The sequence below is a fragment of the Candidatus Accumulibacter similis genome (assembly GCA_013347225.1).
Taxonomy (GTDB): domain Bacteria; phylum Pseudomonadota; class Gammaproteobacteria; order Burkholderiales; family Rhodocyclaceae; genus Accumulibacter; species Accumulibacter similis.
Window position 1 is genome coordinate 1,048,845 of sequence record CP054595.1, and the last position, 26,136, is coordinate 1,074,980.

Here is a 26,136-nt window from a genome sequence, read left to right on the forward strand (position 1 = left end):
GAGCCAGAGGCTCAGCGGACGCAGTCCACCGAATACACCGGCTTGCCACCGACCAGCGCCTTGACCAGGCCATGCACGTCGGTTTCGAAACCCGGGAAGCGTTCGTTGAAATCGCGTGCGAACTGCAGGTAGCGAACGATCGTCGCATTGAAACGTTCGCCGGGGATCAGCAACGGAATTCCGGGCGGGTAGGGCGTCAGCAGGGTGCTGGTGATGCGCCCCTCGAGTTCGTCGATCGGCACGCGGTCAATTTCCCGATGCGCCATCTTGGCGAAGGCGTCGGTCGGTTTCATCGCCGGCTCCATGTCCGAGAGGTACATGCGGGTGGTCAGGTGGGCGACGTCGTTCGCCGCATAGACGCCGTGGATCTGCCGGCAGAGATCCTTCAGCCCGTAGCTGTCGTAGCGGGCGTTCTTTATCAGGAACTCCGGCATGACCTTCCATAGCGGCAGGTTCTGGTCGTAGCCATCCTTGAACTGCTGCAGCTCGGTCAACATCGTGTTCCAGCGTCCCTTGGTGATGCCGATGGTGAACATGATGAAGAAGGAGTAGAGGCCGCACTTCTCGACGATGATTCCGTGTTCGGCAAGGTACTTGGTGACGATCGCCGCCGGGATGCCCCACTCGGCGAATGCCCCGTCCACGTCGAGCCCTGGCGTGATGATCGTGGCCTTGATCGGGTCGAGCATGTTGAAGCCCTCGGCGAGCTGGCCGAAACCGTGCCAGCGCTCGCCCGGCCTGAGGATCCAGGCCGCCCGTTCGGCCAGGCCCTCGCCGCTCAGATCCTCCGGCCCCCACACCTTGAACCACCAGTCCGCGCCCCACTCGCTTTCCACCTTGCGCATCGTGCTGCGAAAATTCAGCGCCTCGGCAATCGACTCCTCGACCAGTGCGGTTCCCTCCGGCGCCTCCATCATCGCCGCGGCGACGTCGCAGGAGGCGATGATCGCGTATTGCGGCGAGGTCGAGGTGTGCATCAGATAGGCTTCGTTGAAGACATCACGGTCGAGCCTGCGACCTGCCGACTCCTGCACCAGGATCTGCGATGCCTGCGACAGGCCGGCGAGCAGCTTGTGCGTCGACTGTGTCGAGAAGATCATCGAATCCTGGCAGCGCGGCCGGTCGGCGCCGATGGCATGGTAGTCGCCGTAGAAGTCATGGAAGGCCGCGTGCGGCAACCACGCCTCGTCGAAATGCAGGGTATCGATGACGCCATCGAGCATCTGCTTGATCTCCTCGACGTTGTACAGGATGCCGTCGTAGGTGCTCTGGGTGATCGTCAGCACGCGCGGCTTGCTCCGGACATCGCGCGCAAAGGGGTGTGCCTCGATCTTGGCGCGGATGTTCTGCCAGAGAAACTCCTCCTTCGGAATCGGTCCGATGATTCCGTAATGGTTGCGGGTCGGCATCAGGAAGACCGGGATGGCGCCGGTCATGATGATCGAGTGAAGAATCGACTTGTGGCAGTTGCGGTCGACGATGACGATGTCGCCCGGGGCGACGGTCGAATGCCAGACGATCTTGTTCGAGGTCGAGGTCCCGTTGGTGACGAAGAACAGGTGATCGGCGTTGAAGATGCGCGCCGCGTTGCGCTCCGAGGCCGCCACCGGGCCGGTGTGGTCGAGCAACTGGCCGAGTTCCTCGACCGCATTGCAGACATCGGCACGCAGCATGTTCTCCCCGAAGAACTGGTGGAACATGCGCCCGACCGGGCTCTTCAGGAAGGCGACACCACCCGAATGACCGGGGCAGTGCCAGGAGTAGGAGCCGTCCTCGGCGTAGTGCGTCAGCGCACGGAAGAACGGCGGCGCCAGGCTCTCGAGGTAGGCCCTGGCCTCGCGGACGACGTAGCGGCTGATGAACTCGGCGGTGTCCTCGAACATGTGGATGAATCCGTGCAGTTCGCGCAGGACGTCGTTCGGTATGTGGCGTGAAGTGCGGGTCTCGCCATAGAGGAAGATCGGGATGTCCTCGTTGCGGCAGCGGATTTCCTTGACGAAGGCGCGCAGGCTGGCGATCGTCTGGTCCGATCGGCCATGCTTGAACTCCTCGTCGTCGATCGACAGGATGAACGCCGAAGCACGGCTCTGCTGCTGCGCAAAGGAGGTCAGGTCGCCGTAGCTGGTGACGCCGAAGACCTCGAAGCCCTTCTTCTCGATTGCCTTGGCGAGCGCGCGAATGCCGATTCCGCCGGTGTTTTCCGAGCGGTAGTCCTTGTCGATGACGATTACCGGGAAATTGAAATGCATGTGCGGAATCCAGTCTCTGGTCGGGGTGAGGTTTCGGCAGCACCGGCGTCAGTCGACGGCGGCAGAGACACCGTGCTGCCCGTCGCCGTGTTCGTGGGCTCGCTGGCAGCTCAGATCTTGGGCAGGGTCACACCCACCTGACCCTGATACTTGCCACCGCGATCCTTGTAGGATATTTCGCATTCCTCGTCGGATTCGAAGAACAATACCTGCGCGATCCCCTCGTTGGCGTAGATCTTCGCCGGCAGTGGTGTCGTGTTGGAGAACTCGAGGGTGACGTGTCCTTCCCATTCGGGTTCGAAGGGCGTCACGTTGACGATGATGCCACAGCGGGCGTAGGTACTCTTGCCCAGGCAGACGGTGAGGACACTGCGCGGAATGCGGAAGTACTCGACGGTCCGGGCAAGGGCAAACGAGTTGGGTGGGATGATGCAGAAGTCGCTCTTCACCTCGACGAAGGAGTTCGGGTCGAAGTTCTTCGGGTCCACGATCGTCGAGTTGAGATTGGTGAACAGCTTGAACTCATCCGAACAGCGGATGTCGTAGCCGTAGCTGGATGTGCCGTAGGAGACGATGCGGCGCCCGTCGACCTCGCGTACCTGCGTCGGTTCGAAGGGGTCGATCATGCCGTGCTGCTCCGCCATGCGGCGGATCCACCTATCCGATTTGATTGACATTGGCCGTCACCCGCACACCACGGAGAGAGAAATTCTGCTCATTCTACGGTGTCCGGGCAGCGGATGAAACCGCCTTGGCGAGCGATCGCGCGCCAAGGCGCCAGCGGCACTTCAGGTGTTCTGGACGACGATGTTCGGAAAGCGCGAGCTGATGTCGCGTGCCCGCTCGGCGACCTTCACCGCCAGGCGGCGGGCGATCGCGCGGTAGATGCCGGCTGCCCGCGAATCCGCTGCGCCGACGACCGTCGGCGTACCGGCATCGGTCAGTTCACGGATCGCCAGCTCGAGCGGCAGCGCGCCGAGATACTCGGTATCGTAGTCGCGGCACATCTGCTCGCCGCCACCGTGACCGAAGATGTGCTCCTCGTGCCCGCACCGCGAACAGATGTGGATGCTCATGTTCTCGACCAGGCCGAGAATCGGGATGCCGACCTTCTCGAACATCTTCAACCCCTTGCGCGCATCGATGAGGGCGATGTCCTGCGGGGTCGTGACGATCACGGCGCCGGTGACCGGAACCTTCTGCGACAGGGTGAGCTGCGTGTCACCCGTCCCCGGAGGCATGTCGACCAGCAGGTAATCGACATCCTGCCAGTTGGTCTGCTTCAGCAGCTGCTCGAGGGCCTGCGTCACCATCGGACCACGCCAGACCATCGGCGAATCGATGTCGATCATGAAACCGATCGACATCGCCTGCAGCCCGTGTGCGCGCAGGGGATCCATCGAGACGCCGTCGCTCGACTCTGGTCTCCTGCCCGCGAGGCCAAGCATCTGCGGCTGTGACGGGCCATAGATGTCGGCATCGAGCAGACCCACGGTCGCTCCTTCCTGCGCCAGCGCCAGCGCCAGATTGACGGCGGTCGTGCTCTTGCCGACGCCACCCTTGCCGGAGGCGATGGCAATGATGTTCTTCACGCCGGGCAGCGGCTTCAGTCCACGCTGCACCGTATGCGCAACGATGCCCGAGCTGACGTTGGCACTGACGTTGCCGATGCCCGGGATCGTCCGCAGTCCGTCGATCACGGATCGCCGGATCTCGTCGATCTGGCTTCTCGCGGGATAGCCGAGCTCGATGTCGAGCGAGACATCCGCGCCGTCTATACGGATGTTTCTTGCCGACCTCGTGGACAGGTAATCCTTGCGCGTATTGGGGTCGATGATTTGCCTCAGTGCTGCGTGCACCGCTTCCGTCGTGATGGACATCTGTTCGCGTTCCCGTGATTGATACTTGAGCAATTTGCTACAGTTTAACCCAGATTCGCGCACGACGCGCGCTGCTGTCTGCGCACGGGGTTTTGCCGCCATTCGCACGGGCTGTTAAGCTTTGCCCATGGAGACGAGCAATGCGGCTGCCGCAGGCAGCGACAGGGCCTGGGAACTCGCCGCCGTGCGGCGCATCGAGGCCGATTTCCAGCGCTCCAGCGACACGCACCTGATTCCGCTGTCGTTGCCCGGCTTTCCCGAGGTGGACCTGTATCTCAAGGACGAATCGAGCCATCCGACGGGCAGCCTCAAGCATCGTCTGGCACGCTCGCTGTTCCTCTACGCGCTCTGCAACGGCTGGCTGCGCCAGGGAACGACCGTGGTAGAAGCGTCGAGCGGTTCGACGGCGATTTCCGAAGCCTACTTTGCCCGCCTCCTCTCGTTGCCGTTTGTCGCCGTGATGCCGGCGGTGACCTCCACCGAGAAGATCGCGGCGATCGAGTTTCAGGGCGGGCGCTGCCATCTGGTCGACGATCCGTCGACCATCGGCAGCGAATCGAGGCGACTGGCAGCCGAACGCGGTGGCCATTTCCTCGACCAGTTCACCTATGCCGAGCGCGCTACCGACTGGCGGGCGAACAACAACATTGCCGAGTCAATCTTTCAGCAGATGCGTCTCGAGCGCTACCCAGTGCCGGAGTGGATCGTTTCCGGGGCAGGTACCGGTGGCACCGTCGCCACCATTGGTCGTTACGTCCGCTACTGCGCGCGCACGACCCGCGTCTGTGCGGCGGATCCGGAAAACTCGGTATTCTTCGATCACTACCTCACCCGCCAGCCCGACCTCTGCCTGCACGTTGGCTCGCGCATCGAAGGCATTGGCCGCCCACGCGTCGAGTCTTCCTTCTTGCCGCAGGTCATCGATGCCATGGTCGCGGTCCCGGACGTCTGGTCCCTGGCGGCCATGCACGAACTCACGGCCCGCCTCGGACGCAGTGTCGGCGCGTCGACCGGCACCAACCTGATCGCCACGCTGGCGTGCATGGCGTGGATGCGGGAACGCGGCGTGCGGGGTTCGGTCGTCACCCTGCTCTGCGATTCGGGCGATCGCTACCGGAACACCTACTACAGCGAGAGCTGGTTGCAACAAGCCGGTCTTGGTTGCCAACGCGAGCGTGCCGCTCTCGCCGTCACGCTCGACACCGGGCAGGTTGCCGACGAACTGTCAGCCGCTTGGCGGCGGGCCGGCGAGCTGGCGCCCGAGTAGCGGGCAGTCACCGCACAGCCCGCTCTTCAGCCGGTGCTGTCGGCGTCTGCGCGGGCCATGGGTGGCGTGTCCTGGCGAACCCAGTCCCGCCAGGCGGCGAAGACTGCAGGATGCAGGGCGGCGATCACCGGTCGGCGCCAGACGTCTTCGGCGTCATAATCGTCATGCGCCAATGAACACATCCGGCCGCCAGCCTCGCGCAGGATCAGGCTGCCGGCCGCGTAATCCCAAAGCATCTGGCCGCCGTGCAGATAGAGATCGAGCCGGCCGGCAGCCAGGTTGCACCAGTCGAGCGTCGAACTGCCGAAATTGCGCTGCGAGTAGAACGGCGGGCGGACGGCGATGCGATCGGCCAGCGGCTTGGGGATCCTCTTGAAGTCGACGCCGCCGACGGCGCGCGCGATGTCGGCCGTCACCTGACGCAGTGGCAGGCGGCGGCCGTTGAGGTAGGCGCCATTGCCTTGCCGGGCGTAGAACATCTCGTCGGTGATCGGGTTGTAAGTGACCGCCAGGCGAGTGCGGCGAGCAGTCAGCCAGGCAATCGAAACGGCGAAGCAGGGCAATCCGTTGATGAAATTGGTGGTGCCGTCGATCGGGTCGATGGACCAGAGGCCATGCGGGTCGTCACCGCTGGCCTCCCAGATGGCGCGCTGCGCTGCCGGCGACATCTCTTCGCCAATGATCGGGCAGCCGCGAATCGCGCTCAGGCGGTCGACAAGGAAACGCTGCGCGGCGACATCGGCTTCCGAGCACAGCGACCCGTCATCCTTGCGCTGACCGTGACTGACGCGCAGGAAGCGGGGAATGATTTCCCGTTGTGCCACTTCACGTACCAGCGCAATGCTGGCATCGAGCATCCGCTTGAGTTCGCCGTCAGCGAGCGGCGCGACCGCGTTGTTCTCTTCCTGCATGCCCGCTCAGTGACGCCACTTGATCGAGCAACCGATGCTGGGCGTCTGCTGCAGCGGACCCTGGCCGGTCGCGGCGACGAGCCGCATTGCCTCGACCAGTTCGCGGCGGGCATCCGGCGGCGCCGGCATGCGGCCACTGGCATCGAGGCGTCCGCGGTACTGCAGTTCAAGCTCGCGATTGAAACCGAAGAAGTCCGGCGTACAGACGGCGCCATAGCCACGAGCCACTTCCTGCGTCGGGTCGTACAGATAGGGAAAGGGGAAAGCGAGCTCTCTCGCCACGCGCACCATGTTGTCGAACGAATCCTCCGGGTACTCGGCCGGATCGTTGCTCATGATCGCCGCCACGCCGATGCCCAGCGCCTGCAGTTCGCGCGCGTCGCGACAGATGCGGTCGATGATCGCCTTGACATAGGGGCAATGGTTGCAGATGAACATCAACAGCAGACCGTTCGCGCCGCGCAGGGTGGACAGGGTCTGGCGCGAACCGCTGGTATCGGTCAGCTCGAAGTCTGCGGCTCGCCAGCCGAACTCGCACACCGGGGTATTGAGCGCCATGCGCCTCCAAACAGCGAACATCGATTGCGGAAAAACTTATAATAGCACGGTGAACCATCCCCGCTTTCATTGCCCGCCGCCGCTCGTGGCAGGTGCCCGTTTAGACCTGCCGGACCGCGTGGCGCACCATGCGAGCACGGTGTTGCGACTGCGCCCTGCCGATGAAATGACGCTGTTCGACGGCACCGGCGGGGAGTATCGTGCACAGATCGTCGCCAGCGATCGCCGGCGCGTGAGCGTCGAGTTGACCCACTGGTCGGCGGTGGAACGTGAGTCGCTGCTGCCGGTCACGCTGGTCCAGGCGCTGCAGGCTGGCGAGAAGATGGACCTGACGGTGCAGAAGGCCGTCGAACTCGGTGTCGCGCGAATCGTACCCGTACTGTCACGGCGCAGCGTTCCGCGTCTGGCCGGCGAGCGGGCAGGGCGCCGGCTGGAGCACTGGCGGGCGGTGATTTCGGCGGCCTGTGAGCAATGCGGCCGTAACCGGTTGCCGGAGCTGTTGCCCGTCGAGCCACTCGCGAGCTGGCTGGCGCGCCCGCAGCCGGCTGGGGCACGGCGTCTGATGCTGGCAGCAGGCGCCGCATGCTCGCTGGCGCGCGTTCCGCCACCGCTCGCGGGCCAGCCTGTCGAGCTGCTGGTCGGTGCCGAAGGGGGGCTGGCTGCGGAGGAAGTGCAGCTGGCGGCGTTGTCTGGTTTTCTGTCAGTACGTCTTGGGCCGCGCGTCTTGCGTACCGAGACGGCTGGCCTCGCAGCCCTGGCGGCCATGCAGGTCTTATGGGGTGATTTCAAGGAGGAGACGACTGATGTTTGAATCGGCAGAGCTGGGACACAAGATCGACAAGGAAACCTTCAAGGTCGAGGAGCCGAAGTTGCGGGCTGCACTTCTCGACGCCCAAGACCAGTTGCGTGAGAATGGCAGCTTCCCGGTGATCATTCTGATCAGCGGCGTCGACGGCTCGGGCAAGGGTGACACCATCAACACCCTCTACGAGTGGATGGACCCCCGCTACATGTCGACGCGCACCTTTTCGGCACCGACTCCGGAAGAGCGGGAGCGACCCTCGATGTGGCGTTTCTGGCGGGCGCTTCCGAAAAAGGGGCGAATAGGGATTGCCGCCGGTTCGTGGTATTCGTGGCCGATCGCAGAGCGGATTGCCGGTGACCTTTCGCGGGCCGATTTCGACCAGCGCATGGACGAACTCAACCGGTTCGAGGCGATGCTGGTCAACGAGGGCGCACTGATACTCAAGTTCTGGATTCACCTTTCCAAGGATGCGCAACGCGAGCGCCTCAAGTCGATCGAGGCCAACCCCCTGACTCGCTGGCGAGTGACCAAGGCCAGCTGGGAACGACTGAAGACCTACGACAAGCTGCAGGAGGTTGCGGGCCACCTGTTGCGCACAACCAATACGCCGTGGGCGCCGTGGATCATCGTCGAGGGAACCGATGACCGCTACCGTTCGCTGACCGTTGGCAAGACGATTCTTGAGTCACTCCAGAAGCGGTTGGCCGACAAGCGAGAACAGAGTGCGCCGGTAGCGCCGCCCTTCGCGCCGCGGTTCGACAGTCTCGATGTTCTGAGTGCGCTGGACATGACGCAAAGTCTGGCGAAGAAGGACTACGAGATCGAGCTGGCGACGTGGCAGGGACGGCTAGCGGAACTGATGCGCCACCCCGACTTCAAGAAGCGGGCGTTGATCCTGGCTTTCGAAGGTTCGGACGCGGCAGGCAAGGGCGGCGCCATCCGACGGGTAATGACGGCGATGGATGCGCGGCAATATCAGATCATTCCCGTCGCCGCGCCGAACGAGGAGGAGCGCGCGCGACCCTATCTGTGGCGATTCTGGCGGCACATGCCGCGCCTTGGCCGAGTAGTCATTTTCGACCGGACTTGGTACGGTCGCGTGCTCGTCGAGCGGATCGAGGGATTCTGCAGCCAAGCCGACTGGTTGCGTGCATACTCCGAGATCAACGACTTCGAGCACGACCTGTGGCGGGCTGGCGGCATCGTAGTCAAGTTCTGGCTGCAGATCAGCGACGAGGAGCAACTCAAGCGCTTCGAGAATCGGGCTCAAGTCGAGCACAAGCGTTACAAGATCACCGAGGAAGACTGGCGCAACCGCGAAAAGGCCGCCGCTTATCATGAAGCCGTCTGCGACATGGTTGACCGTACCAGTACCGGCACCGCACCATGGACGATCGTCGAGTCCAATGACAAGTATTTTGCCCGGGTGAAGGTCCTGCGAACGATTTGCGAACGCTTGGAGAAGGAACTCAAGATCGATCTGGCGAAGCAGCCGAGGGTGGTGATCGCGCGAGAGTCCACGGCTGAGGCCGCCACCCAGCCTACTGCCAAGGAAGCGGAGCGGTCGACCGTCAGGGAGGCGCAGAAAGCGACCGCCAAGGAAGCTGAGCAGTCGACCGCCAAGGAGGCGCAGAAAGCGACCGCCAAGGAAGCCAAGCAGCCCCAGGCCGATACGGCGAAGCGCTCCAGAGCCCAGCATGCCAAGGAAGTGCGCGCGGAGAAGTCGAGAGAAGCGAAGGAGCGCAAGACCGCAGCGGCCAGTGCGAAGGCGAGTCCCACGGCGTGAGATGTCCGACGACTTGAGTTCTGCGCCCTTCGTTACCTGGTTCAGATCGGTCGCGCCCTACGTCAACCTTTTTCGCGGCAAGACCTTTCTCGTTGCCTTTGGTGGCAAGGCGATCGCCGGGCAGCTCGCACGGACCCTGGCTTACGATGTGAACCTGCTGGCTGCCCTCGGCGTACGGCTGGTTCTGGTCCACGGGGCGCGGCCGCAGATCGAGAAGCTGCTGCGTCAGCGTGGGCTCCCTTCGGTCTATCACGGCAACTATCGCGTCACTGACGCGCAGGCGATCGGCTGCGTCATCGATGCGGTTGGTCGCATCTACGTCGAGATCGAGGCGCTGCTCTCGCAGGGACTTGCCGATACGCCGATGGCGAACAGCACGATTCGCGTCGTTGGCGGCAACTTCATCACGGCCCGCCCGGTCGGCGTCGTCGACGGCGTCGACCTGCAGTACTCGGGGCAGGTACGCAAGATCGACGCCGAGGGCATCCGCGCCCAACTCGGTCTGGGGAACATCGTCCTCCTGTCCTGCATCGGATCCAGTCCGACCGGCGAAATCTTCAACCTGGCCATGGAAGAAGTGGCGGAGGCGGTCGCCATAGCGCTGCTGGCAGACAAGCTGATCTTTCTCACCGACAGCCCCGGCGCGACCGACATCGATGGCGCCCTGCTCGACGAGCTGACGGTCGAAGCGGCCGAGCGACTGATCAGTCTCGGTGACTGGCTGTCGGCCGACATGCGGCGTTACTTGCCGTGCGCGGTGCGCAGCAGTCGGGCTGGCGTCGGTCGCGTGCATCTGATCGGTTACGACGAGGACGGCACCCTCCTGCGCGAGCTGTTTACCCATGATGGCGTCGGCACGGTGATCACGCGCGAATCGCTCGAGCAGCTGCGCGATGCGCGCGCTGACGACATTGGTGGCCTGGTGGCGCTGATCGAACCGCTCGAGGAGGATGGCACGCTCGTGCGGCGCGCGCGTGAAATGCTCGAACGCGAGATCACTCGCTTCTCCATCGTTGAGCACGACGGCGTCATCGTCGGCTGCGCGGCACTCTATCCCTATGGTGATGGGCAGGCGGAACTGGCCTGCCTGGCAGTGCATCCGCACTATCGGCGCTGGGGATATGGCGCCCTGCTGATGAAGCGGATCGAAGCCCGGGCGCGGGCCAGCGGCGTCGCTCGTCTGTTCGTGCTGACGACGGTCACCGCCCATTGGTTCAAGGAGCGTGGCTTCACGGCCCGCCAGATCGATGATTTGCCGGCCGAGAAGAGGCTGGTTTACAACCTGCAGCGTCGTTCGAGCGTGCTGATGAAGGAGCTGTGAGCGGCACGCCGCGCAGCGGCTCGATCGCAGCCCGCCAGCGCTCGCCAGCGCAGGGCCCACGAGAACAGGCAAGGAGCTGATCAGATGACGAGAATGGTCCAGTGTGTCAAACTCGGCCGCGAGGCCGAGGGTCTCGATTTTCCACCCTATCCCGGCGAGCTGGGAAAGCGGATCTATGAGGCCGTGTCGAAGGAGGCATGGCAGCAGTGGATTCGCATGCAGACGATGATCATCAACGAAAATCGCCTCAATCTTGCCGATGCGGCCCACCGGAAATACCTCGCCGAGCAGATGGAGCGCCATTTCTTCGGCGGCGGGGCCGACCGGGTACAGGGCTACGTCCCGCCGGCACGCTGAGCGGCCGTCGACCAGCGGCGCGCTGGTCGACGGAGGCAGCCGTGGCGTGCTTCATGCCGCGACCAGTGTCTTCACGCCGCCGGGGGTTGCCAGCAGACAGATGTCCGCCGGGCGGCAGGCAAAGAGGCCATTGGTGACGACGCCGACGATCTGGTTGATCCGGCGTTCGAGGTCAACGGCGTCGGCAATCTCGAGTCCGTGGAGATCGACGATCAGATTGCCGTTGTCGGTGATGCAGCCCTCGCGCAGCCGCGGCTCGCCGCCGAGTCTGGCCAGCTGTCGGCTAACATGGTTCAAGGCCATCGGGATCACTTCGACCGGCAGCGGAAAGCGACCGAGCACCGGCACCAGCTTCGACTGGTCGGCGATGCAGACGAACTTTGCGGCCACCGCGGCGACGATCTTTTCCCGGGTGAGGGCGCCGCCACCGCCCTTGATCATCTGCAGCGCGTGATCGATCTCGTCGGCGCCGTCGACATAGACCGGCAGGCGGTCGACGTGGTTGAGATCGACCACGCTGATCCCGTGTTCTTCGAGGCGCTGTCTCGTCGCTTCGGAACTCGCCACGGCGCCGCGAATCCGCTGTCCGAGCGCGGCCAGTTCGGCGATGAAGAAGTTGGCCGTCGAACCGGTACCGACACCGACGATCTCTCCTTCGACAACGTGTGCGAGGGCGGCCCGCGCCACCGCCTGCTTCAATTCGTCCTGGGTCATGGCCTGCTTCCGGCTCCTGTCGGCTGAGAGTGTGGGGGTCGCCATTGTAGCGACGGGGCCGCTGCGATGACAGCCCGGCCCCGGTTCCCGTCATCGCCCGCCGCCGCTGCAGACTGTCTGCGACGGCGCACTGCAACCCGGTATACTCGCCCGCGGCGGCTACCGCAAGGGGAGGCAAATGGCTGAAGAGAGTCCGTTCAAGGGACAGACGGGGCTACGGCGGTTGTGGAACGCGCTTGGCTACTCGCGTGCCGGCCTGCGCGCCGCCTACGAGGCAGAGGATGCGTTTCGCCAGGAGGTTTGGCTGGCGCTGGTGCTGATCCCGCTCGCCTGTGTTCTGGCAACGGGCGGGATCGAGCGTGCGCTGCTCATCGGCAGCGTGCTGCTGGTATTGGTCGTCGAGCTGATCAACTCCGCCATCGAAGCGGCCGTCGACCGCGTCTCGCTCGAGCACCACCCCCTGGCTGGGCGTGCCAAGGACGTCGGCAGCGCGGCGGTTCTCATTGCCCTGCTCAACGTGCTCGTTGTCTGGGTCAGCGTCCTGTTGAGCTGAGGGGTGGGGAACGAGCCCCCGCGAGCCGGCCAGGAAGGAGGGAGGAAGCCAGGCACGAGACCGATCATGTCGCCCGGCAAGGGGACGGGCGGGGTCGGGTTGCGCCCGGACACGCCGTCCGCCCGCGGCAACGGCGCTCATGCGAAGCGCCGCAAATGCATCAGCGCCGAGATCTTCGCGCCCAGCCAGCCGAGGACGGCACCGATCGCCGCGAGACTGGCAAGGTGCAGTGCCCCGAGACCCTGCAACGCGAAGTTGGCACCGTAGAGCTGCGCCAGTTCGGTGACCAGGGGGGTCAGCAGATGGAAACCGACTGCCACCAGCACGGCCGCGCAGAGCCCGCCGAGGGCGCCCTGCAGGATGCCGAAGTAGTGCAGTGGCCGCTGGATGTAGCTGTCGGTGGCGCCGATCAACCGCGCCACCTCGATTTCCGCCGCTTGGGCGAGGATTTGCAGACGGATGGTGTTGAAGGTGATGGTGACCAACGCGCCGGCAAACAGGACGCCCAGCAGCACGACGATCAGGCGGCCGAGACGAAGCAGTGCATCGAAGCGCTTGACCCAGGCCGAGTCGAGCTGCACGTGCGCCACTTTGGGCCAGCCAGAGAACGCTTTCGCCAGCCGCTCGAGTTCTGCTGGCCGCGAATCGGCCGGAGTGACGACGAAGGCATCCGGTAACGGGTTCCGCGGCAGGCTGGCGATGATGTCGGCCATTCCCTCGGCGGCCTGCAGCCGCCTCAGCGCCTCCTCGCGCGCAACGAAGCGCCACCTGCCGACCTGCCCTGCCTGCAGTCGGCTCTCGATCTCGCCAATCTCCCGCTTGCCGGCATCGAGGCTTAGGAAGATGCTGATCTGTTGTACTCCAGGCAGGTCGCCGCTCAGCGCGCGCAGGTTGTCGAGCATCAGCCAGCCCGCTGTCGGCAGGGTCAGGGCAATGCCGATGACGAGCAGCGACAGGAGCGAATTGAGTGGCGCCGCCGCCAGCCGACGGCAGGCGTCACGAAGCGCCGCCAGGTGTTGCGCCAGCCAGATGCTCATGCCGCAGCGCCGGCGATCGCGGCGTCGGGCACGGCGGGCAGCTCGGACATCCGGCCATGGTCGAGGAGCAGGACACGCGGCCGCACGGCAGGGAGACTGGCCGGATCATGGGTGGCGATCAGCACCGTCACGCCAACCTGCTGGAAAGCGCGGAAGATCTCCAGGATCTCGCGAGCGGCGGCGGCGTCGAGGTTGGCCGTCGGCTCGTCGGCGAGAATGACCGCCGGCCGGTTGACCACCGCGCGCGCAATCGCCAGGCGCTGCTGCTCGCCACCGGACAGGGCGATCGGCATCGTGTTCTCGCGATCCGGCAGGCCCACCTTGGCCAACGCTGCCTGCGCTCGCCGCCGCGCATCACGTGGCGGATGGCCGACGATCGCCAGCGGCAGCAGGACGTTGTCCAGGACCGTGCGATCGAAAAGCAGCTTGCGATCCTGAAACAGCAGGCCGAGCTTGCGCCGCAGGTAGGGAATGGTGCTGCGTCCCAGGACCGCGAGGTTCTGGCCGTTGATGACGATGCTGCCCGCGGTCGGTCGTTCGATCGCTGCCAACAGCTTGAACAGCGTCGATTTCCCGGCCCCGGAGTGGCCCGTCAGGAAGACCATCTCGCCGGCAGTGATCTCGAAGCTGACGTCGCGCAGCGCCTCACGGCCTTCGGCGTAGCGTTTCGTCACACCGCTGGCGGTGATCACTCGAACAGCGCGTCCACGAACTCGCGCGCCACGAAGGGCCGCAGATCATCGATCCCCTCGCCAACGCCGATGAAGCGGACGGGCTTCGGACACTGGCGGGCGATTGCTGCGACCACGCCGCCCTTGGCCGAACCGTCGAGTTTGGTCAGGATCAGTCCGGTGACCCGGATCGCCTTGTCGAAAGCCATCACCTGTTGCACGGCGTTCTGGCCGAACGTGGCGTCGAGCACCAGCAGCGTTTCGTGCGGCCCGGTCGGGTCCGCCTTCTGGATGACCCGCCGGACCTTGGCGATCTCGTCCATCAGGTGCAGTTGTGTCGGCAGGCGACCCGCGGTGTCGGCGAGGACGATGTCGATGCCGCGTGCCCTGGCGGCGGCGATGGCGTCGAAGATGACCGCCGCCGGATCGCCGGAGTGCTGTGCAATGACCGTCACATTGTTGCGTTCGCCCCACGTCTGCAGTTGCTCGCGGGCGGCGGCGCGAAAGGTATCACCGGCAGCAAGCAGGACCGACAGCCCCTGCGCCTGGAAATGCTTCGCCAGCTTGCCGATCGAGGTCGTCTTGCCGGCCCCGTTGACCCCCGCCAGCATGATGATGAACGGCCGCTGACGGCGCGCATCGAGCGCTTCCTCGAGCGGCTGCAGCAACTCGCAGAGGATCTCCGACAGTGCGCGCTGGATCGCTTCCGGGTTGTCGAGGCGGTCGCGTCGCGCGCGCTGCCGCAGGTGGTAGAGCAGATGCTGTGTGGCATCGAGGCCGACATCGCTGCCCAAGAGGAGGGTCTCGAGCTCTTCGAGCAGTTCGTCGTCGACCCTGCCGCGCGCGAAGAGCTGCTTCAGCTTGCCGCCGAATTGCGCCCGCGTCCGCGCCAGTCCGGCCTTGAGCCGCACTCGCCACGGTGCCGGGCTGGCAGCGTCGGTGTTCTCGCCGGCGACGTCCGGCGTCGTGCCGCTGGCCTGACCAGGGGATTTCTTGCGGAAACCAAACATGGAGCGTGGCTGTCTCAGGGGCGCCCGGAAGCACAGGCGGTGGTAAGATGCCGGCCGATTCACCGACACGCCGAAATTCTAACAGAAGCGAACCATGCCCATGCGCTGCACACCCCTGATTGCCCTGCTGCTTGCCCTGACGACGGCCGTCGCGGCACAGGCAAACCCGCACGAGCGGCAGTTGGCCAATGGCCTGCGGGTCATCGTCAAGGAGGATCGCCGGGCGCCGACGGTGGCGCACATGGTCTGGTATCGCGCCGGCAGCATGGACGAGATCAGCGGCCGAACCGGCGTCGCGCATGTCCTCGAACACATGATGTTCAAGGGAACGCCGACTGCCGGTCCGGGCGAGTTCAATCGCCGCGTCGCCGCCGCCGGTGGGCGCGACAACGCGTTCACGAGTCGCGACTACACGGCATACTTCCAGCAGGTGCCGAAACCGAAGCTGCCGGAAATGATGCAGCTCGAGGCGGACCGCATGCGCCACCTGAGTCTCGACGAGAAGGAGTTCGCGCAGGAGATCAGGGTCGTCATGGAAGAGCGCCGGCTGCGAACCGAGGACCAGCCGCAGGCGCTGCTGTACGAGAAGCTCAATGCCGTAGCCTTTCAGGTGCATCCGTATCGCGTGCCGATCATCGGCTGGATGACCGATCTGCAGAGCATGACGGTGAGCGATGCCCGCGCCTGGTACGACGACTGGTACGCGCCCAACAACGCCTACATCGTCGTCGTCGGCGACGTGGATCATCAGGAAGTCTTCCGCCTCGCCGAACAGCATTACGGCGTCCTGCCGGCGCGCGCGCTGCCGGTCAGGAAACCGCAGGACGAACCGCCGCAGGTCGGCATCCGTCGCCTGACGGTGAAGGCGCCCGCCGACCTGCCGGTGCTGATGATGGCGTACAAGGTGCCGGTGATACGTCATGTCGAGCAGGACGTCGATCCCTATGCGCTCGAGATGCTGGCGGCGGTGCTCGCCGGCCACGATGCCGCCCGCCTGAATCGACATCTGGTGCGCGAGCAGCAGCTGGCGGTGAGTGCCGGTGCCAGCTACGATGCGACCGCACGCGGCCCGGGGATCTTTCATCTGCACGGTGCACCGAGCGCTGGCCGCAGCCGCGGCGAACTCGAAGCCGGCCTGCGCGCCGAACTGGCACGCGTGCAGGAAGAGGGCGTGAGCGCCGCGGAACTGGCGCGAGCCAAGGCGCAACTGATCGCCGGCCAGATCTACAAGCTCGATTCGATCTTCGCGCAGGCGATGGAGATCGGGCAACTGGAATCCGCGGGCATCCCGCATACCCTGAATCGGCGACTGATCGACAAGCTGCAGGAAGTCAGCCGCGAACAGGTGCAGGCGGTTGCCAGGAAGTACTTCGGCGACGACGCACTGACGGTCGCCGAACTCGATCCGCAGCCATTGCCAGCGAACCCGCGGCCGCGGTCGCCGTTCGTTTCCCGCCACTGAGTGAGCGCCCGTCCATGACCCCACGCCAGTTGCTGCTCGCCTGTTGTCTGCTTCTCTGCGTGCAGTTCGTGTACGCGGGACCGAAGATCGAACGCTGGCAGACCACCGCCGGAACACGGGTCCTGTTCGTCGCGGACCACAGCTTGCCGATCATTGACCTGCAGCTCGATTTCGCTGCCGGCACGGCGCGCGAACCGGTGGGCAGGGAAGGCGTGGCCGGACTGACGCGCGCGTTGATCGACCTCGGCGCCGACGGCATGGACGAGACCGAGATCGCCAGCCGGCTGGCCGACATCGGCGCGCGACTGTCCGGAGGCGTCGATCTCGACCGCACCTCGCTGACGCTGCGCACCCTCTCGATGGCGGACAAGCGGGCGCCCGCCTTCGAGCTGTTGCGCGCCATCGTCGCTGCGCCGACCTTTCCCGCCGCCGCCTTCGAGCGCGAGAAGGCGCGCTCGCTCGCCGCCCTCAGGGAGGCGCTGACGCGTCCCGACGTGATCGCCAGCAAGGCTTTCTGGGCAGCGATGTACCCGGCGCATCCGTACGGGCGACAGGCGACGCCGGAATCGCTGACGGCACTGCTGCGCGACGACGTTCTCGCCTTTCATGCCGCCCACTACGGCGCGCGCTCGGCCACCATCGCCATCGTCGGCGACCTTTCGCGTGCCGAGGCGGAGGCGCTCACAGAACGCTTGAGCAGCGGTCTGCCGGCGGCCGCCGCCGTCGCCGGGTTGCCGCCGCCGCAACTGCCGGCCGGTGGCGAGGAGCGGATCGCCCATCCGGCGGCGCAGTCGCACCTGCTGATCGGCATGCCGGCACTCCGACGGGGCGATCCGGATTTCTTTCCGCTGGCGGTCGGCAACTACTCGCTCGGTGGTGGCGGTTTCGTTTCGCGACTGGTGAAGGAAGTACGTGACAAGCGCGGGCTTGCCTACAGCGTGCACAGCTACTTTCTGCCGCTGCAGCAACTCGGACCCTTTCAGATCGGTCTGCAGACGCGCAAGGGACAGGTCGCCGAGGCCCTGCAAGTGACGCGTGCCGTCCTTGCCGAATTCCTTGACCGTGGGCCGAGCGAAGCCGAACTGCTGGCGGCGAAGCAGAATCTCGTCGGCAGCTTTCCCCTGCGCCTCGACAGCAATCGCAAGATTCTGGAGAATGTGGCGATGATCGCCTTCTACGACCTGCCGCTCGATTACCTCGACCGCTATCCGGAGAACGTCGAGCGCGTGACGGCAGCCGAGATCCAGGCTGCTTTTGCACGCCGGCTGCAAGCGGCACATCTGGTTACCGTCGTCGTTGCCGGAGACTAGCCCACTGAACTCGGTACGCATCATTGGCGGCGAGTGGCGGCGGCGCATCCTGCGCTTTCCTGCGGCAGCGGGTTTGCGTCCGACGCCGGATCGTGTCCGGGAAACGCTCTTCAACTGGCTCGGGCAGGATCTTTCTGGGGCGGTGTGCCTCGACCTCTTCGCCGGCAGCGGCGCCCTCGGCTTCGAGGCTGCTTCGCGTGGCGCCAGCCGGGTGGTGATGGTCGAGCAGTCGCTGCATGCCCTGCAGGCGCTCGAGAGCAATGCACGGCTCCTGGGAATCGGCGAGCGCCTGCAGATCGTTCGCGCCGACGCGCAGCGCTTCCTCGCGGGCGCTGGCGGGCGCTTTGACCTCCTGTTCCTCGACGCGCCCTTCCACCAGGGGTGGATCGAACGGCTGGCGCCGATGCTCGCTCGCGTCCTCAACGATGATGCGGCAATCTATGTCGAGGCGGAGCGGTTCCTGGCCGGCTGCGGCGAATGGCGAACGTTGCGCCATGGGCGCGCAGGACGGGTCTTCTATCACCTGATGCAGCGAGGCGAAACAGATGGCGCTGAATAATCGCGTGGCAATCTATGCCGGGACCTTCGATCCAATGACGCGCGGTCATGAGGATCTGGTGCGACGGGCGTCCTGCCTTTTCGATCGCGTGATCGTCGCCATCGCCGCGAACCAGCCAAAGAGGCCCTTCTTCTCGCTCGCCGAGCGGGTTGATATGGCGCTGGATGTACTGGCGCCCTATCCGAATGCGGAGGTGTGCGGTTTCGACGGGCTGCTGATGGACTTTCTGCACGCCAAGGGCGCCAAAGTGATCATCCGCGGCCTGCGGGCGGTATCCGACTTCGACTACGAGTTCCAACTGGCGGGAATGAACCGCAACCTGTATCCGGAAGTCGAAACCGTATTCCTGACGCCGAGCGAGCAGTACCTGTTCATCTCGGCGACGATGGTGCGCGAGATCGCCGTTCTCGGCGGCGATGTCAGCAAGTTTGTCCAGCCGGTGGTCCGTGAACGACTGGCCAAGCGTGTCCGAGAAATTTCAATGACCTGAAGGAACAGCAAGCATGGCCCTGATCATTACCGACGAATGCATCAACTGCGACGTGTGCGAGCCGGAGTGCCCGAACGAAGCGATCTACCAGGGTGCCGAAATCTACGAGATCGACCCCAACAAGTGCACCGAGTGTGTCGGTCATTACGATACCCCGCAATGTGTCGAGGTTTGTCCGGTCGATTGCATCCCGAAGGATCCGGCACATCAGGAAAGCGAGGAGCAGTTGTGGGTCAAGTACGAGAAGCTCACCGGCAATCCGGCGCGCGGCTGAGCGCCGCAAGAACTGCACCAGGATGCGCACGGAAGCCGCCCTGCGAGGCGGCTTCCTCTTGCTGCGCGAACCGCGCCGCGCCACTCGCTCTTCGCCAGGCTGAACGGGCCCGCCTGCCGGCTCTTCTGCCGCATCGTCACGCTGGCTGCCAGGCTGCCGCCGCTGGCCATCGCCCGGCCACGCGGGGTCGGTATTCCAGGGGTCAGCGGGAAGCGGACGCCGAGCCGCTTGAGCAGGCGGGCCCGAGGGCGCGCGCCGTCAACCGGTGGCGTCGCGGTCGGTCGATGGCTGGATGGGAATGCGTTAGAATCCGCCGCTGCTCCTGATCCACGGGCTCTCGGAAAGAGGGGCCGGGCGGTCCAGCTGAAATTCCCTCTCACCAGAAGCAATCCAGACACGCGAGGACCGCATGCGCGCAGTGCAAGAGCAACTCAGGCAGATCAGGCGCGGCTCAGAAGAACTGCTGATCGAAGCGGAACTGCTGGCGAAGCTCACTAGCGGACGCCCGTTGCGCATCAAGGCCGGCTTTGACCCGACGGCACCCGACCTGCACCTCGGGCACACCGTACTGATCAACAAACTGCGGCATTTTCAGGATCTTGGCCATCACGTCATGTTCCTGATCGGCGACTTCACCGGCATGATCGGCGACCCGACCGGCAAGAACGTTACCCGGCCCCCACTGTCGCGAGAGCAGATCGTGGACAACGCGAAGACCTACCAGGAACAGGTATTCCGGATCCTCGACCCGCAGAAGACCGAAATCTGTTTCAACTCGGTCTGGTTCGAACCGTTCGGTGCATCGGGGATGATTCGCCTGGCGGCACTGCACACCGTCGCCCGCATGCTCGAGCGCGACGACTTCGCCAAGCGTTATCGCAGCGGCCAGCCGATCGCGATTCACGAACTGCTCTACCCGCTCTGCCAGGGTTATGACTCGGTGGCGATGAACGCCGATGTCGAACTCGGTGGTACCGACCAGAGGTTCAACCTCCTCGTCGGGCGCGAACTGCAGAAGCACTACGGGCAGGCCCCGCAGTGCATCCTGACCATGCCGCTGTTGGAAGGACTCGATGGCGTCAACAAGATGTCGAAGTCGCTGGGCAACTACGTTGGCATCAACGAGGCGCCCGGCGAGATGTTCGGCAAACTGATGTCGATCTCGGACGAGCTCATGTGGCGCTACTTCGAGCTGCTGTCGTTCCGCAGCAGCGAGGCCATCGCCGCCCTGCAGCAGGAAGTCGCAGGCGGGCGCAACCCGCGTGATGCCAAGGTCCTGCTGGCGGGCGAGATCGTCGAGCGCTTCCACGGCGCGGCCGCTGCTGCCCGCGCGCTGGCCGACTTCGATGCTCGTTTCCGGCACGGCGCCATTCCCGACGACATTGCGGAAGTGAGTCTGCGGCACGGCGCCGAGCCGCTGACCATCGTCCAGGTTCTCAAGCAGGCAGGGCTCACCGCCAGCACCTCGGAAGCGATGCGGATGGTCGACCAGGGCGGGGTACGGATGGACGGCAACCGCGTCGACGACAAGCATTTCGTCTTCCCCGTCGCCGGCACCTTCGTCCTGCAGGTCGGCAAACGCCGCTACGCGCGGGTGCGGGTCGGCTGAGCGGCGGTGGAGAAAGCGGCGCGAGCGGCCCGAGGCGCAAGGCGAGAGCGAGCGAAGAGACAGATCAGATCAAGGGGGCGCAGCGCCCGGGCGTAGGCCGGGGTGCTGCGCGCGCGAGGCTCGACTTTGCTTCTCGAAGGGCGTCGGCCGTGGCGTGTTGTCGGCGGATGGCGGCAGCTGTGGCAACTTGAAGCTCGGCTGGTTGTCGGTCAGCGTCTTCAGGAAGGCGACGATCTTGGCGTTTTCCTCGGGGCTGAACTTCTTGCCGAGCTCGACGAGCGCGGGGTTGCTGACCTTGATCGGCGGGATCGGCTGGATCGGTTCGTTGGCTGCACTCCAGCTGCCGGTGCTGCCGAGCATCGCCCGACAGGCGACCACTACGCGTACTTTCATGACGCGGGCTCCCGCTTGAGTGAGGATGGCGGAAAGGTGACGTCGCTGTCCCGCGTCATCGCGAGGAGGACTGGCACGAGTCAGCTCGGCGCGAATATATTCGCCCGCAGGATGGCCTTGTTGACTCAGATCAATAGAGTCGCTGGCGACGAATTCGCTGCGCGGTCAGCACTTGCGGACGATCAGGCTGCCGATCGAGTAGCCGGCGCCAAAAGAGCAGATGACGCCGAGATCACCGTGGGCAAGGTCGGCGCTGTGGCGGTGAAAGCTGATGATCGAGCCGGCTGAGGCAGTGTTGGCGAACTCGTCGAGGATCACCGGCGCTTCGTCGGCAGTCGCCTCACGGCCGAGCAGGCGGCGGCCGATCAACTGGTTCATCGCCAGATTTGCCTGGTGCAGCCAGAAGCGGCGCACCTGCGCCGGCTTCAGGTCGAGCGTCGCGAGATGGCGCGTGATGTGTTCGGCGGCCATCGGGCAGACCTCCTTGAACACCTTGCGGCCTTCCTGGACGAAGAGTTGATCGCGGTCGCCCGGGTCCCGGTCCTCGCAGCGCGACATAAAGCCGGCGTTGTTGCGGATGTTGTTGGAAAAGCTGGTCGCCAGCCTGCTGCCGAGGATTTCCCACGCATTCGCCGCTGGCTCGGGCGGCAACCCCTCGACGACGATCGCCGTGCAGACGTCGCCGAAGATGAAGTGGCAGTCGCGATCCTGCCAGGCGAGATGCGCCGAGCAGATCTCCGGATCGACGATCAGCACGCGGTGCGCGCTGCCGCCGCGCACGGCGTTGAGCGCGATGTCGAGGGCGAAGGTCGCCGACGAGCAGGCGACGTTCATGTCGAACGCGTAGCCCTGGCGGATGCCGAGCGCGTGCTGGATCTCGACCGCCATCGCCGGGTATGGGCGCTGCATGTTGGAGGCGGCGCAGATCACGGCATCGATGTCGGTCGGATCGCGGCCGGCCGCCGCCAGGGCCTGCCGGCCGGCGCCGACGGCAATCTCCGCTTGCAGCGAAAGCTCGTCGTTGCGCCGCGGAGCGAAGCGTGGGCGCAGGCGCTGCGGATCGAGCACCCCCTCCTTGTCCATGACATAGCGATGGCTGATGCCGGACGCCTTCTCGATGAAGTCGACGCTCGACTCCTCGCGCGCGGCGATCTCGCCGGCCGCTATGCGCTGCGCGTTGGTTTCGTTGAAGCGCCTGGCATGGGCGTTGTAGGAGCTGACCAGTTCCTCGTTGCTGATGGTGTGTGGTGCGGTATGAAGGCCGCTGCCACTGATGGCGACGCGCTGCATGAAGATTCTCCCGCGGTTGTCACGGTAGGCGTTGAACTCAAAGGTGCTGGCCGATCAGCAGCGCCGTCAGGAGGACGGTGATCAGCGCCAGCAGGCGCCGCTGCTGGCGCTGTGCCCGCGCTAGTTCGGCCAGCAGCGGCGTCAGGTCGGGCTCGCGGCGCACGGCCAGTGCCTGATGGATCAGGCGTGGCAGTTGCGGCAGGGTCCGCGCCCAGTACGGAGCCTCCTGCTGCACGCCGCGGTGAAAGGCGCGTCGCCCGAGCTGCTCGCTCATCCAGCGTTCGAGGAAGGGTTTGGCAGTCTTCCACAGGTCGAGGTTGGGATCGAGCTGGCGGCCGAGACCCTCGATGTTGAGCAGGGTCTTCTGCAGCATCACCAGTTGCGGCTGGATCTCGACGTTGAAGCGGCGCGAGGTCTGGAACAGGCGCAAGAGGACGCGGCCGAACGAGATCTCGTGCAGCGGCCGGTCGAAGATTGGTTCGCAGACGGCGCGGATCGCCGCCTCGAACTCGTCCGCCCGTGTCTCGGGCGGTGCCCAGCCGGCCTCGATGTGCGCCGTCGCGACGCGCTTGTAGTCGCGCTGGAAGAAGGCGAGGAAGTTCTGCGCCAGATAGTTCTTGTCGTTGTCGGTCAGGGTGCCGACGATGCCGAAGTCGAGAGCGATGTAGCTGCCGTGATGGGCCGCGTCGGTGGCGATGAAGATGTTGCCCGGGTGCATGTCGGCGTGGAAGAAGCCGTCGCGGAAAACCTGCGTGAAGAAGATCTCGACGCCGGCGCGTGACAGCGCGGCGAGATCGACGCCGGCGGCGACCAGTGCCTCGGTCTGACTGATCGGGATGCCGCGCATCCGCTCCATGACCATCACCGTTGTCGTGCATTGGTCCCAGTAGACCTCGGGCACCTGCAGCAACCGCGAGCCGCTGAAGTTTCGCCGCAATTGCGAGCAGTTGGCGGCCTCACGCATCAGGTCGAGTTCGTCGTACAGATACTTGGCGAATTCGCCGACCACTTCGCGCGGCTTCAGCCGCTTGCCGTCGGGCCATGCCTTCTCGAGTGCGGCGGCGAGCGTTTCGAGCAGCGCCAGATCATTGGCGATGACCGCGTGCATTCCCGGTCGCAGCACCTTGACGGCGACCTCGTGTCCACCGTCCTCCGGTCGCAGGCGGGCGAAGTGCACCTGCGCGATCGACGCACTGGCGACGGGTGTCGCGTCGAACTCGGCAAAGACCTCGCTGGCTGGTCGGCCATAGGCTTTCTCGATCTCGGCCAGGGCGAGCTCGGAAGAGAACGGCGGCACCCTGTCCTGCAGCTTCGCCAGTTCGTCGGCGATGTCCGTCCGCAGCAGATCGCGCCGGGTCGACAGCACCTGGCCGAACTTGACGAAGATCGGGCCGAGCGATTCGAGTGCCAGCCGCAGGCGGACAGCCGACGGCGCATCGAAGCGGCGCCAGAAGTGCAGGGTCCGCGACAGCGCGGCCAGCCGCCCGCTCGGCTCGTGCTCGAGGATCATCTCGTCGAGGCCGTAGCGGCTCGCAATGCTGAGGATTTTGGCGAGGCGAAGGAGTCGCACGGCGGGCGGGAACTGGTCGGTCGGCAAACGGGGAGTTTACACACAAACGGTCGCGGCTGTGGATTCGCCAACACTTCCCCCTGGACGCGGCGCATCGCGCTGCGCTCCTGGCCGGTGGCGGTCGCTGGCGTCGGACCTGCGAACGGGGATCCGCGCCGCTGTTGACCGGCAAGCGGCAGCGTCAGGCCTCATCACCGTGCTGCGGTGGCCCGCTGGCAAGGTCGGCGTCGTATAATCAGTCGCTTGATCCGATTCCCGAAACGATACACCGCGATGAGTTCCGACCTGAAATTGCAGCTTGCCGAGCTGATGCGCTCCGCGTTGCTGAGTGTGGCGCCCGGCGAGGGCGGCAGCGAGATCCACATCGAGCGCCCGAAGCAGGCATCGCATGGCGATTTTTCCAGCAATCTGGCGCTGCAGCTGGCGCGTTCCCTGAAGCGCAACCCGCGCCAGCTGGCGCAGCTCCTGGTTTCGGAGCTGCCGTACTCGGCGTTGGTCGACAGGACCGAAGTCGCCGGCGCCGGTTTCATCAACTTCCATCTGGCGCCGGCTGCGCGTCGCCAGGTGCTGCGCGGCATCCTGCAGCAGGGAGCGAGCTTCGGCCGGGCGACTATCGGCGGTGGCAGGACGGTTCTCGTCGAGTTCGTCTCCGCGAATCCGACCGGTCCGCTGCATGTCGGTCATGGTCGCGGAGCCGCCTACGGCGACAGTCTCGCCAAGCTGCTTGCCTTCGCCGGCTGGAGGGTCACCAGCGAGTATTACGTCAACGACGCGGGTCGGCAGATGGACATCCTGGCGCTGTCGACCTGGTTGCGCTATCTCGAACTCGGCGGGCTGGCGGCAGAGCACGTGGCCTTCCCGCCGAATGCCTATCAGGGCGACTACGTGCGCGACATGGCGCGGCAGATGCGGGCAGCGCATGGCGAGCGCTATCAGCGACCTCTGGAACAGCTCGCCGCCGGCACCCCTGGCTTGCCGGACGCGCTGCGCACCGACGCCGAAGCTGCCCGGCAGCGGGAGACCCACCTCGATGCCCTGATCGCCAACGCGCGCCGGCTGCTCGCCGAGGACTGGAAGTACGTGCACGACTTCGTCCTGGCCGAGCAGCTCGCCGACTGCCGCAGCGATCTCGAGGAAACCGGGGTGCACTTCGACGTCTGGTTTTCGGAACAGTCGCTGTTTGCCACCGGGCTCGTCGCGCGCTGCGTCGAGCGACTGCAGAAGGCCGGCCATGTCTACCTGCAGGACGGTGCCCGCTGGTTCCGTTCAACCAGCTTCGGCGACGAGAAGGACCGTGTCCTGCAGCGCGAGAACGGCCTCTACACCTATTTCGCGTCCGACATCGCCTACCACCTGAACAAGTGCGAAAGGGGATTCGAGCGGCTGATCAACGTCTGGGGTGCCGATCATCACGGTTACATTCCGCGCGTCCGCGGAGCGCTCGCCGCCCTCGGCATCGACGCATCGATCCTCGAGGTCGCGCTGGTGCAGTTTGCCGTCCTCTATCGGTCCGGCTGGAAGGCGCAGATGTCGACGCGCGCGGGCGATTTCGTCACCCTGCGGACGCTGCGCGAAGACGTCGGTCGCGACGCCTGTCGCTTCTTCTACGTGCTGCGCAAGTCCGATCAGCACCTCGATTTTGACCTCGATCTCGCCAAGAGCCAGTCGAACGACAATCCGGTCTACTACATCCAGTATGCGCACGCGCGGGTCTGTTCGCTGCTCGGGCTCTGGGGCGGCGATGTCGAGTGTCTCGCTGCGACCGACCTCGACAGCCTCGATGGTCCGCGCGAGTTGGCCCTGGCCGCCAGGCTGGGCGAGTTTCCCGAGGTCGTCGAGCAGGCCGCTGCCGAGCTCGCACCGCATCTCGTCGCCTTCTACCTCAAGGAACTGGCAGCCGAGTTCCACAGCTACTACAATGCCGAACGCATCCTGGTCGCTGCGCCGGCGGTACGCGAGGCGCGCGTGGCGCTGGCCACAGCCGTGCGGCAGGTGATCCGCAACGGCATGTCGATTCTCGGCGTCAGTTGTCCGGAATCGATGTAGTCAGAGTACAGAGG

Annotated in this window: 24 protein-coding genes and 1 pseudogene; 13 read left to right on the forward strand and 12 right to left on the reverse strand. The window is 65.2% G+C overall.

Annotation, left to right across the window (positions count from 1 at the left end):
* Window positions 1-11: 11 nt before the first annotated feature.
* From HT579_04770 to apbC, 3 genes are all read right to left on the reverse strand, one after another.
* A complete protein-coding gene (locus tag HT579_04770) occupies window positions 12-2,249 on the reverse strand; it encodes an arginine/lysine/ornithine decarboxylase (GenBank protein ID QKS28308.1) in 2,238 nt (745 codons plus the stop codon).
* A gap of 110 nt (window positions 2,250-2,359) precedes the next feature.
* Window positions 2,360-2,926, reverse strand: a complete 567-nt coding sequence (locus HT579_04775) for a dCTP deaminase (protein ID QKS28309.1) — start codon at window positions 2,924-2,926, stop codon at window positions 2,360-2,362.
* Window positions 2,927-3,037: 111 nt separating this feature from the next.
* Window positions 3,038-4,129, reverse strand: a complete 1,092-nt coding sequence (apbC, locus tag HT579_04780) for an iron-sulfur cluster carrier protein ApbC (GenBank protein ID QKS28310.1) — start codon at window positions 4,127-4,129, stop codon at window positions 3,038-3,040.
* A 127-nt stretch (window positions 4,130-4,256) separates the two neighbouring features.
* Here apbC and HT579_04785 point away from each other — a divergent pair, with 127 nt between their 5' ends.
* Window positions 4,257-5,396, forward strand: coding sequence for a PLP-dependent cysteine synthase family protein (locus HT579_04785; protein ID QKS28311.1), 1,140 nt, complete (start codon window positions 4,257-4,259; stop codon window positions 5,394-5,396).
* 26 nt (window positions 5,397-5,422) lie between these two features.
* On the opposite strand, the gene HT579_04790 is transcribed toward HT579_04785, so the two are convergent.
* Both HT579_04790 and HT579_04795 read right to left on the reverse strand, forming a co-directional pair.
* Entirely contained in the window at window positions 5,423-6,253 is an 831-nt protein-coding gene (locus HT579_04790; GenBank protein ID QKS31503.1) for an inositol monophosphatase family protein, read from the reverse strand.
* 60 nt (window positions 6,254-6,313) lie between these two features.
* Window positions 6,314-6,865, reverse strand: coding sequence for a thioredoxin family protein (locus HT579_04795; GenBank protein QKS28312.1), 552 nt, complete (start codon window positions 6,863-6,865; stop codon window positions 6,314-6,316).
* Here HT579_04795 and HT579_04800 point away from each other — a divergent pair.
* From HT579_04800 to HT579_04815, 4 genes are all read left to right on the forward strand, one after another.
* Window positions 6,864-7,676: a 16S rRNA (uracil(1498)-N(3))-methyltransferase gene (locus tag HT579_04800; protein ID QKS28313.1), complete on the forward strand. Its 813-nt coding sequence runs from the start codon at window positions 6,864-6,866 to the stop codon at window positions 7,674-7,676. The genes HT579_04795 and HT579_04800 overlap by 2 nt on opposite strands.
* Entirely contained in the window at window positions 7,669-9,456 is a 1,788-nt protein-coding gene (gene pap, locus HT579_04805; GenBank protein ID QKS28314.1) for a polyphosphate:AMP phosphotransferase, read from the forward strand. Before HT579_04800 ends, pap begins: the two co-directional genes overlap by 8 nt.
* A gap of 1 nt (window position 9,457) precedes the next feature.
* A complete protein-coding gene (gene argA / locus HT579_04810; GenBank protein QKS28315.1) occupies window positions 9,458-10,777 on the forward strand; it encodes an amino-acid N-acetyltransferase in 1,320 nt (439 codons plus the stop codon).
* Between the two features lie 84 nt (window positions 10,778-10,861).
* Complete coding sequence (locus HT579_04815; GenBank protein ID QKS28316.1) at window positions 10,862-11,134, forward strand: oxidative damage protection protein; 273 nt, start codon at window positions 10,862-10,864, stop codon at window positions 11,132-11,134.
* 51 nt (window positions 11,135-11,185) lie between these two features.
* Here HT579_04815 and rpiA read toward each other — a convergent pair whose 3' ends face one another.
* Window positions 11,186-11,848, reverse strand: coding sequence for a ribose-5-phosphate isomerase RpiA (rpiA, locus tag HT579_04820; protein ID QKS28317.1), 663 nt, complete (start codon window positions 11,846-11,848; stop codon window positions 11,186-11,188).
* 178 nt (window positions 11,849-12,026) lie between these two features.
* On the opposite strand from rpiA, the gene HT579_04825 reads away from it, so the two are divergent.
* A complete protein-coding gene (locus HT579_04825; protein QKS28318.1) occupies window positions 12,027-12,401 on the forward strand; it encodes a diacylglycerol kinase in 375 nt (124 codons plus the stop codon).
* Between the two features lie 137 nt (window positions 12,402-12,538).
* Here the strand turns inward: HT579_04825 and HT579_04830 are convergent, their stop codons facing one another.
* From HT579_04830 to ftsY, 3 genes are read right to left on the reverse strand one after another with little or no spacing between them, the layout of a single operon-like run.
* Window positions 12,539-13,438: an ABC transporter permease gene (locus HT579_04830; GenBank protein QKS28319.1), complete on the reverse strand. Its 900-nt coding sequence runs from the start codon at window positions 13,436-13,438 to the stop codon at window positions 12,539-12,541.
* Window positions 13,435-14,130 (reverse strand): ATP-binding cassette domain-containing protein, encoded by a 696-nt coding sequence (locus HT579_04835; protein QKS28320.1) that lies wholly within the window; start codon window positions 14,128-14,130, stop codon window positions 13,435-13,437. Before HT579_04835 ends, HT579_04830 begins: the two co-directional genes overlap by 4 nt.
* Complete coding sequence (ftsY, locus tag HT579_04840) at window positions 14,127-15,119, reverse strand: signal recognition particle-docking protein FtsY (GenBank protein ID QKS28321.1); 993 nt, start codon at window positions 15,117-15,119, stop codon at window positions 14,127-14,129. Before ftsY ends, HT579_04835 begins: the two co-directional genes overlap by 4 nt.
* Window positions 15,120-15,213: 94 nt before the next feature.
* Here ftsY and HT579_04845 point away from each other — a divergent pair, with 94 nt between their 5' ends.
* The 6 genes from HT579_04845 to HT579_04870 all read left to right on the forward strand — a co-directional run bounded on the left by HT579_04845 (window position 15,214) and on the right by HT579_04870 (window position 20,823).
* Window positions 15,214-16,581 carry an insulinase family protein gene (locus HT579_04845; protein QKS28322.1) on the forward strand — a complete coding sequence of 456 codons (1,368 nt, stop codon included), beginning with the start codon at window positions 15,214-15,216 and terminating at the stop codon, window positions 16,579-16,581.
* A 14-nt stretch (window positions 16,582-16,595) separates the two neighbouring features.
* Window positions 16,596-17,891, forward strand: a complete 1,296-nt coding sequence (locus HT579_04850) for an insulinase family protein (protein ID QKS28323.1) — start codon at window positions 16,596-16,598, stop codon at window positions 17,889-17,891.
* A gap of 4 nt (window positions 17,892-17,895) precedes the next feature.
* Complete coding sequence (gene rsmD / locus HT579_04855) at window positions 17,896-18,450, forward strand: 16S rRNA (guanine(966)-N(2))-methyltransferase RsmD (GenBank protein QKS31504.1); 555 nt, start codon at window positions 17,896-17,898, stop codon at window positions 18,448-18,450.
* Window positions 18,443-18,940: a pantetheine-phosphate adenylyltransferase gene (gene coaD / locus HT579_04860; protein QKS31505.1), complete on the forward strand. Its 498-nt coding sequence runs from the start codon at window positions 18,443-18,445 to the stop codon at window positions 18,938-18,940. Before rsmD ends, coaD begins: the two co-directional genes overlap by 8 nt.
* A 13-nt stretch (window positions 18,941-18,953) precedes the next feature.
* A complete protein-coding gene (locus HT579_04865) occupies window positions 18,954-19,214 on the forward strand; it encodes a YfhL family 4Fe-4S dicluster ferredoxin (GenBank protein ID QKS28324.1) in 261 nt (86 codons plus the stop codon).
* 409 nt (window positions 19,215-19,623) lie between these two features.
* Complete coding sequence (locus HT579_04870) at window positions 19,624-20,823, forward strand: tyrosine--tRNA ligase (GenBank protein ID QKS28325.1); 1,200 nt, start codon at window positions 19,624-19,626, stop codon at window positions 20,821-20,823.
* A gap of 69 nt (window positions 20,824-20,892) precedes the next feature.
* Here the strand turns inward: HT579_04870 and HT579_04875 are convergent.
* From HT579_04875 to ubiB, 3 genes and pseudogenes are all read right to left on the reverse strand, one after another.
* Window positions 20,893-21,099: pseudogene (locus HT579_04875) on the reverse strand (hypothetical protein).
* A gap of 282 nt (window positions 21,100-21,381) precedes the next feature.
* Window positions 21,382-22,506 (reverse strand): beta-ketoacyl-ACP synthase III, encoded by a 1,125-nt coding sequence (locus HT579_04880; GenBank protein ID QKS28326.1) that lies wholly within the window; start codon window positions 22,504-22,506, stop codon window positions 21,382-21,384.
* A gap of 37 nt (window positions 22,507-22,543) precedes the next feature.
* Window positions 22,544-24,076: a ubiquinone biosynthesis regulatory protein kinase UbiB gene (gene ubiB, locus HT579_04885; protein QKS28327.1), complete on the reverse strand. Its 1,533-nt coding sequence runs from the start codon at window positions 24,074-24,076 to the stop codon at window positions 22,544-22,546.
* Window positions 24,077-24,349: 273 nt separating this feature from the next.
* Between ubiB and HT579_04890 the strand changes: the two genes are divergently transcribed.
* Window positions 24,350-26,122, forward strand: a complete 1,773-nt coding sequence (locus HT579_04890; protein ID QKS28328.1) for an arginine--tRNA ligase — start codon at window positions 24,350-24,352, stop codon at window positions 26,120-26,122.
* The last annotated feature ends 14 nt before the right edge of the window (window positions 26,123-26,136 follow it).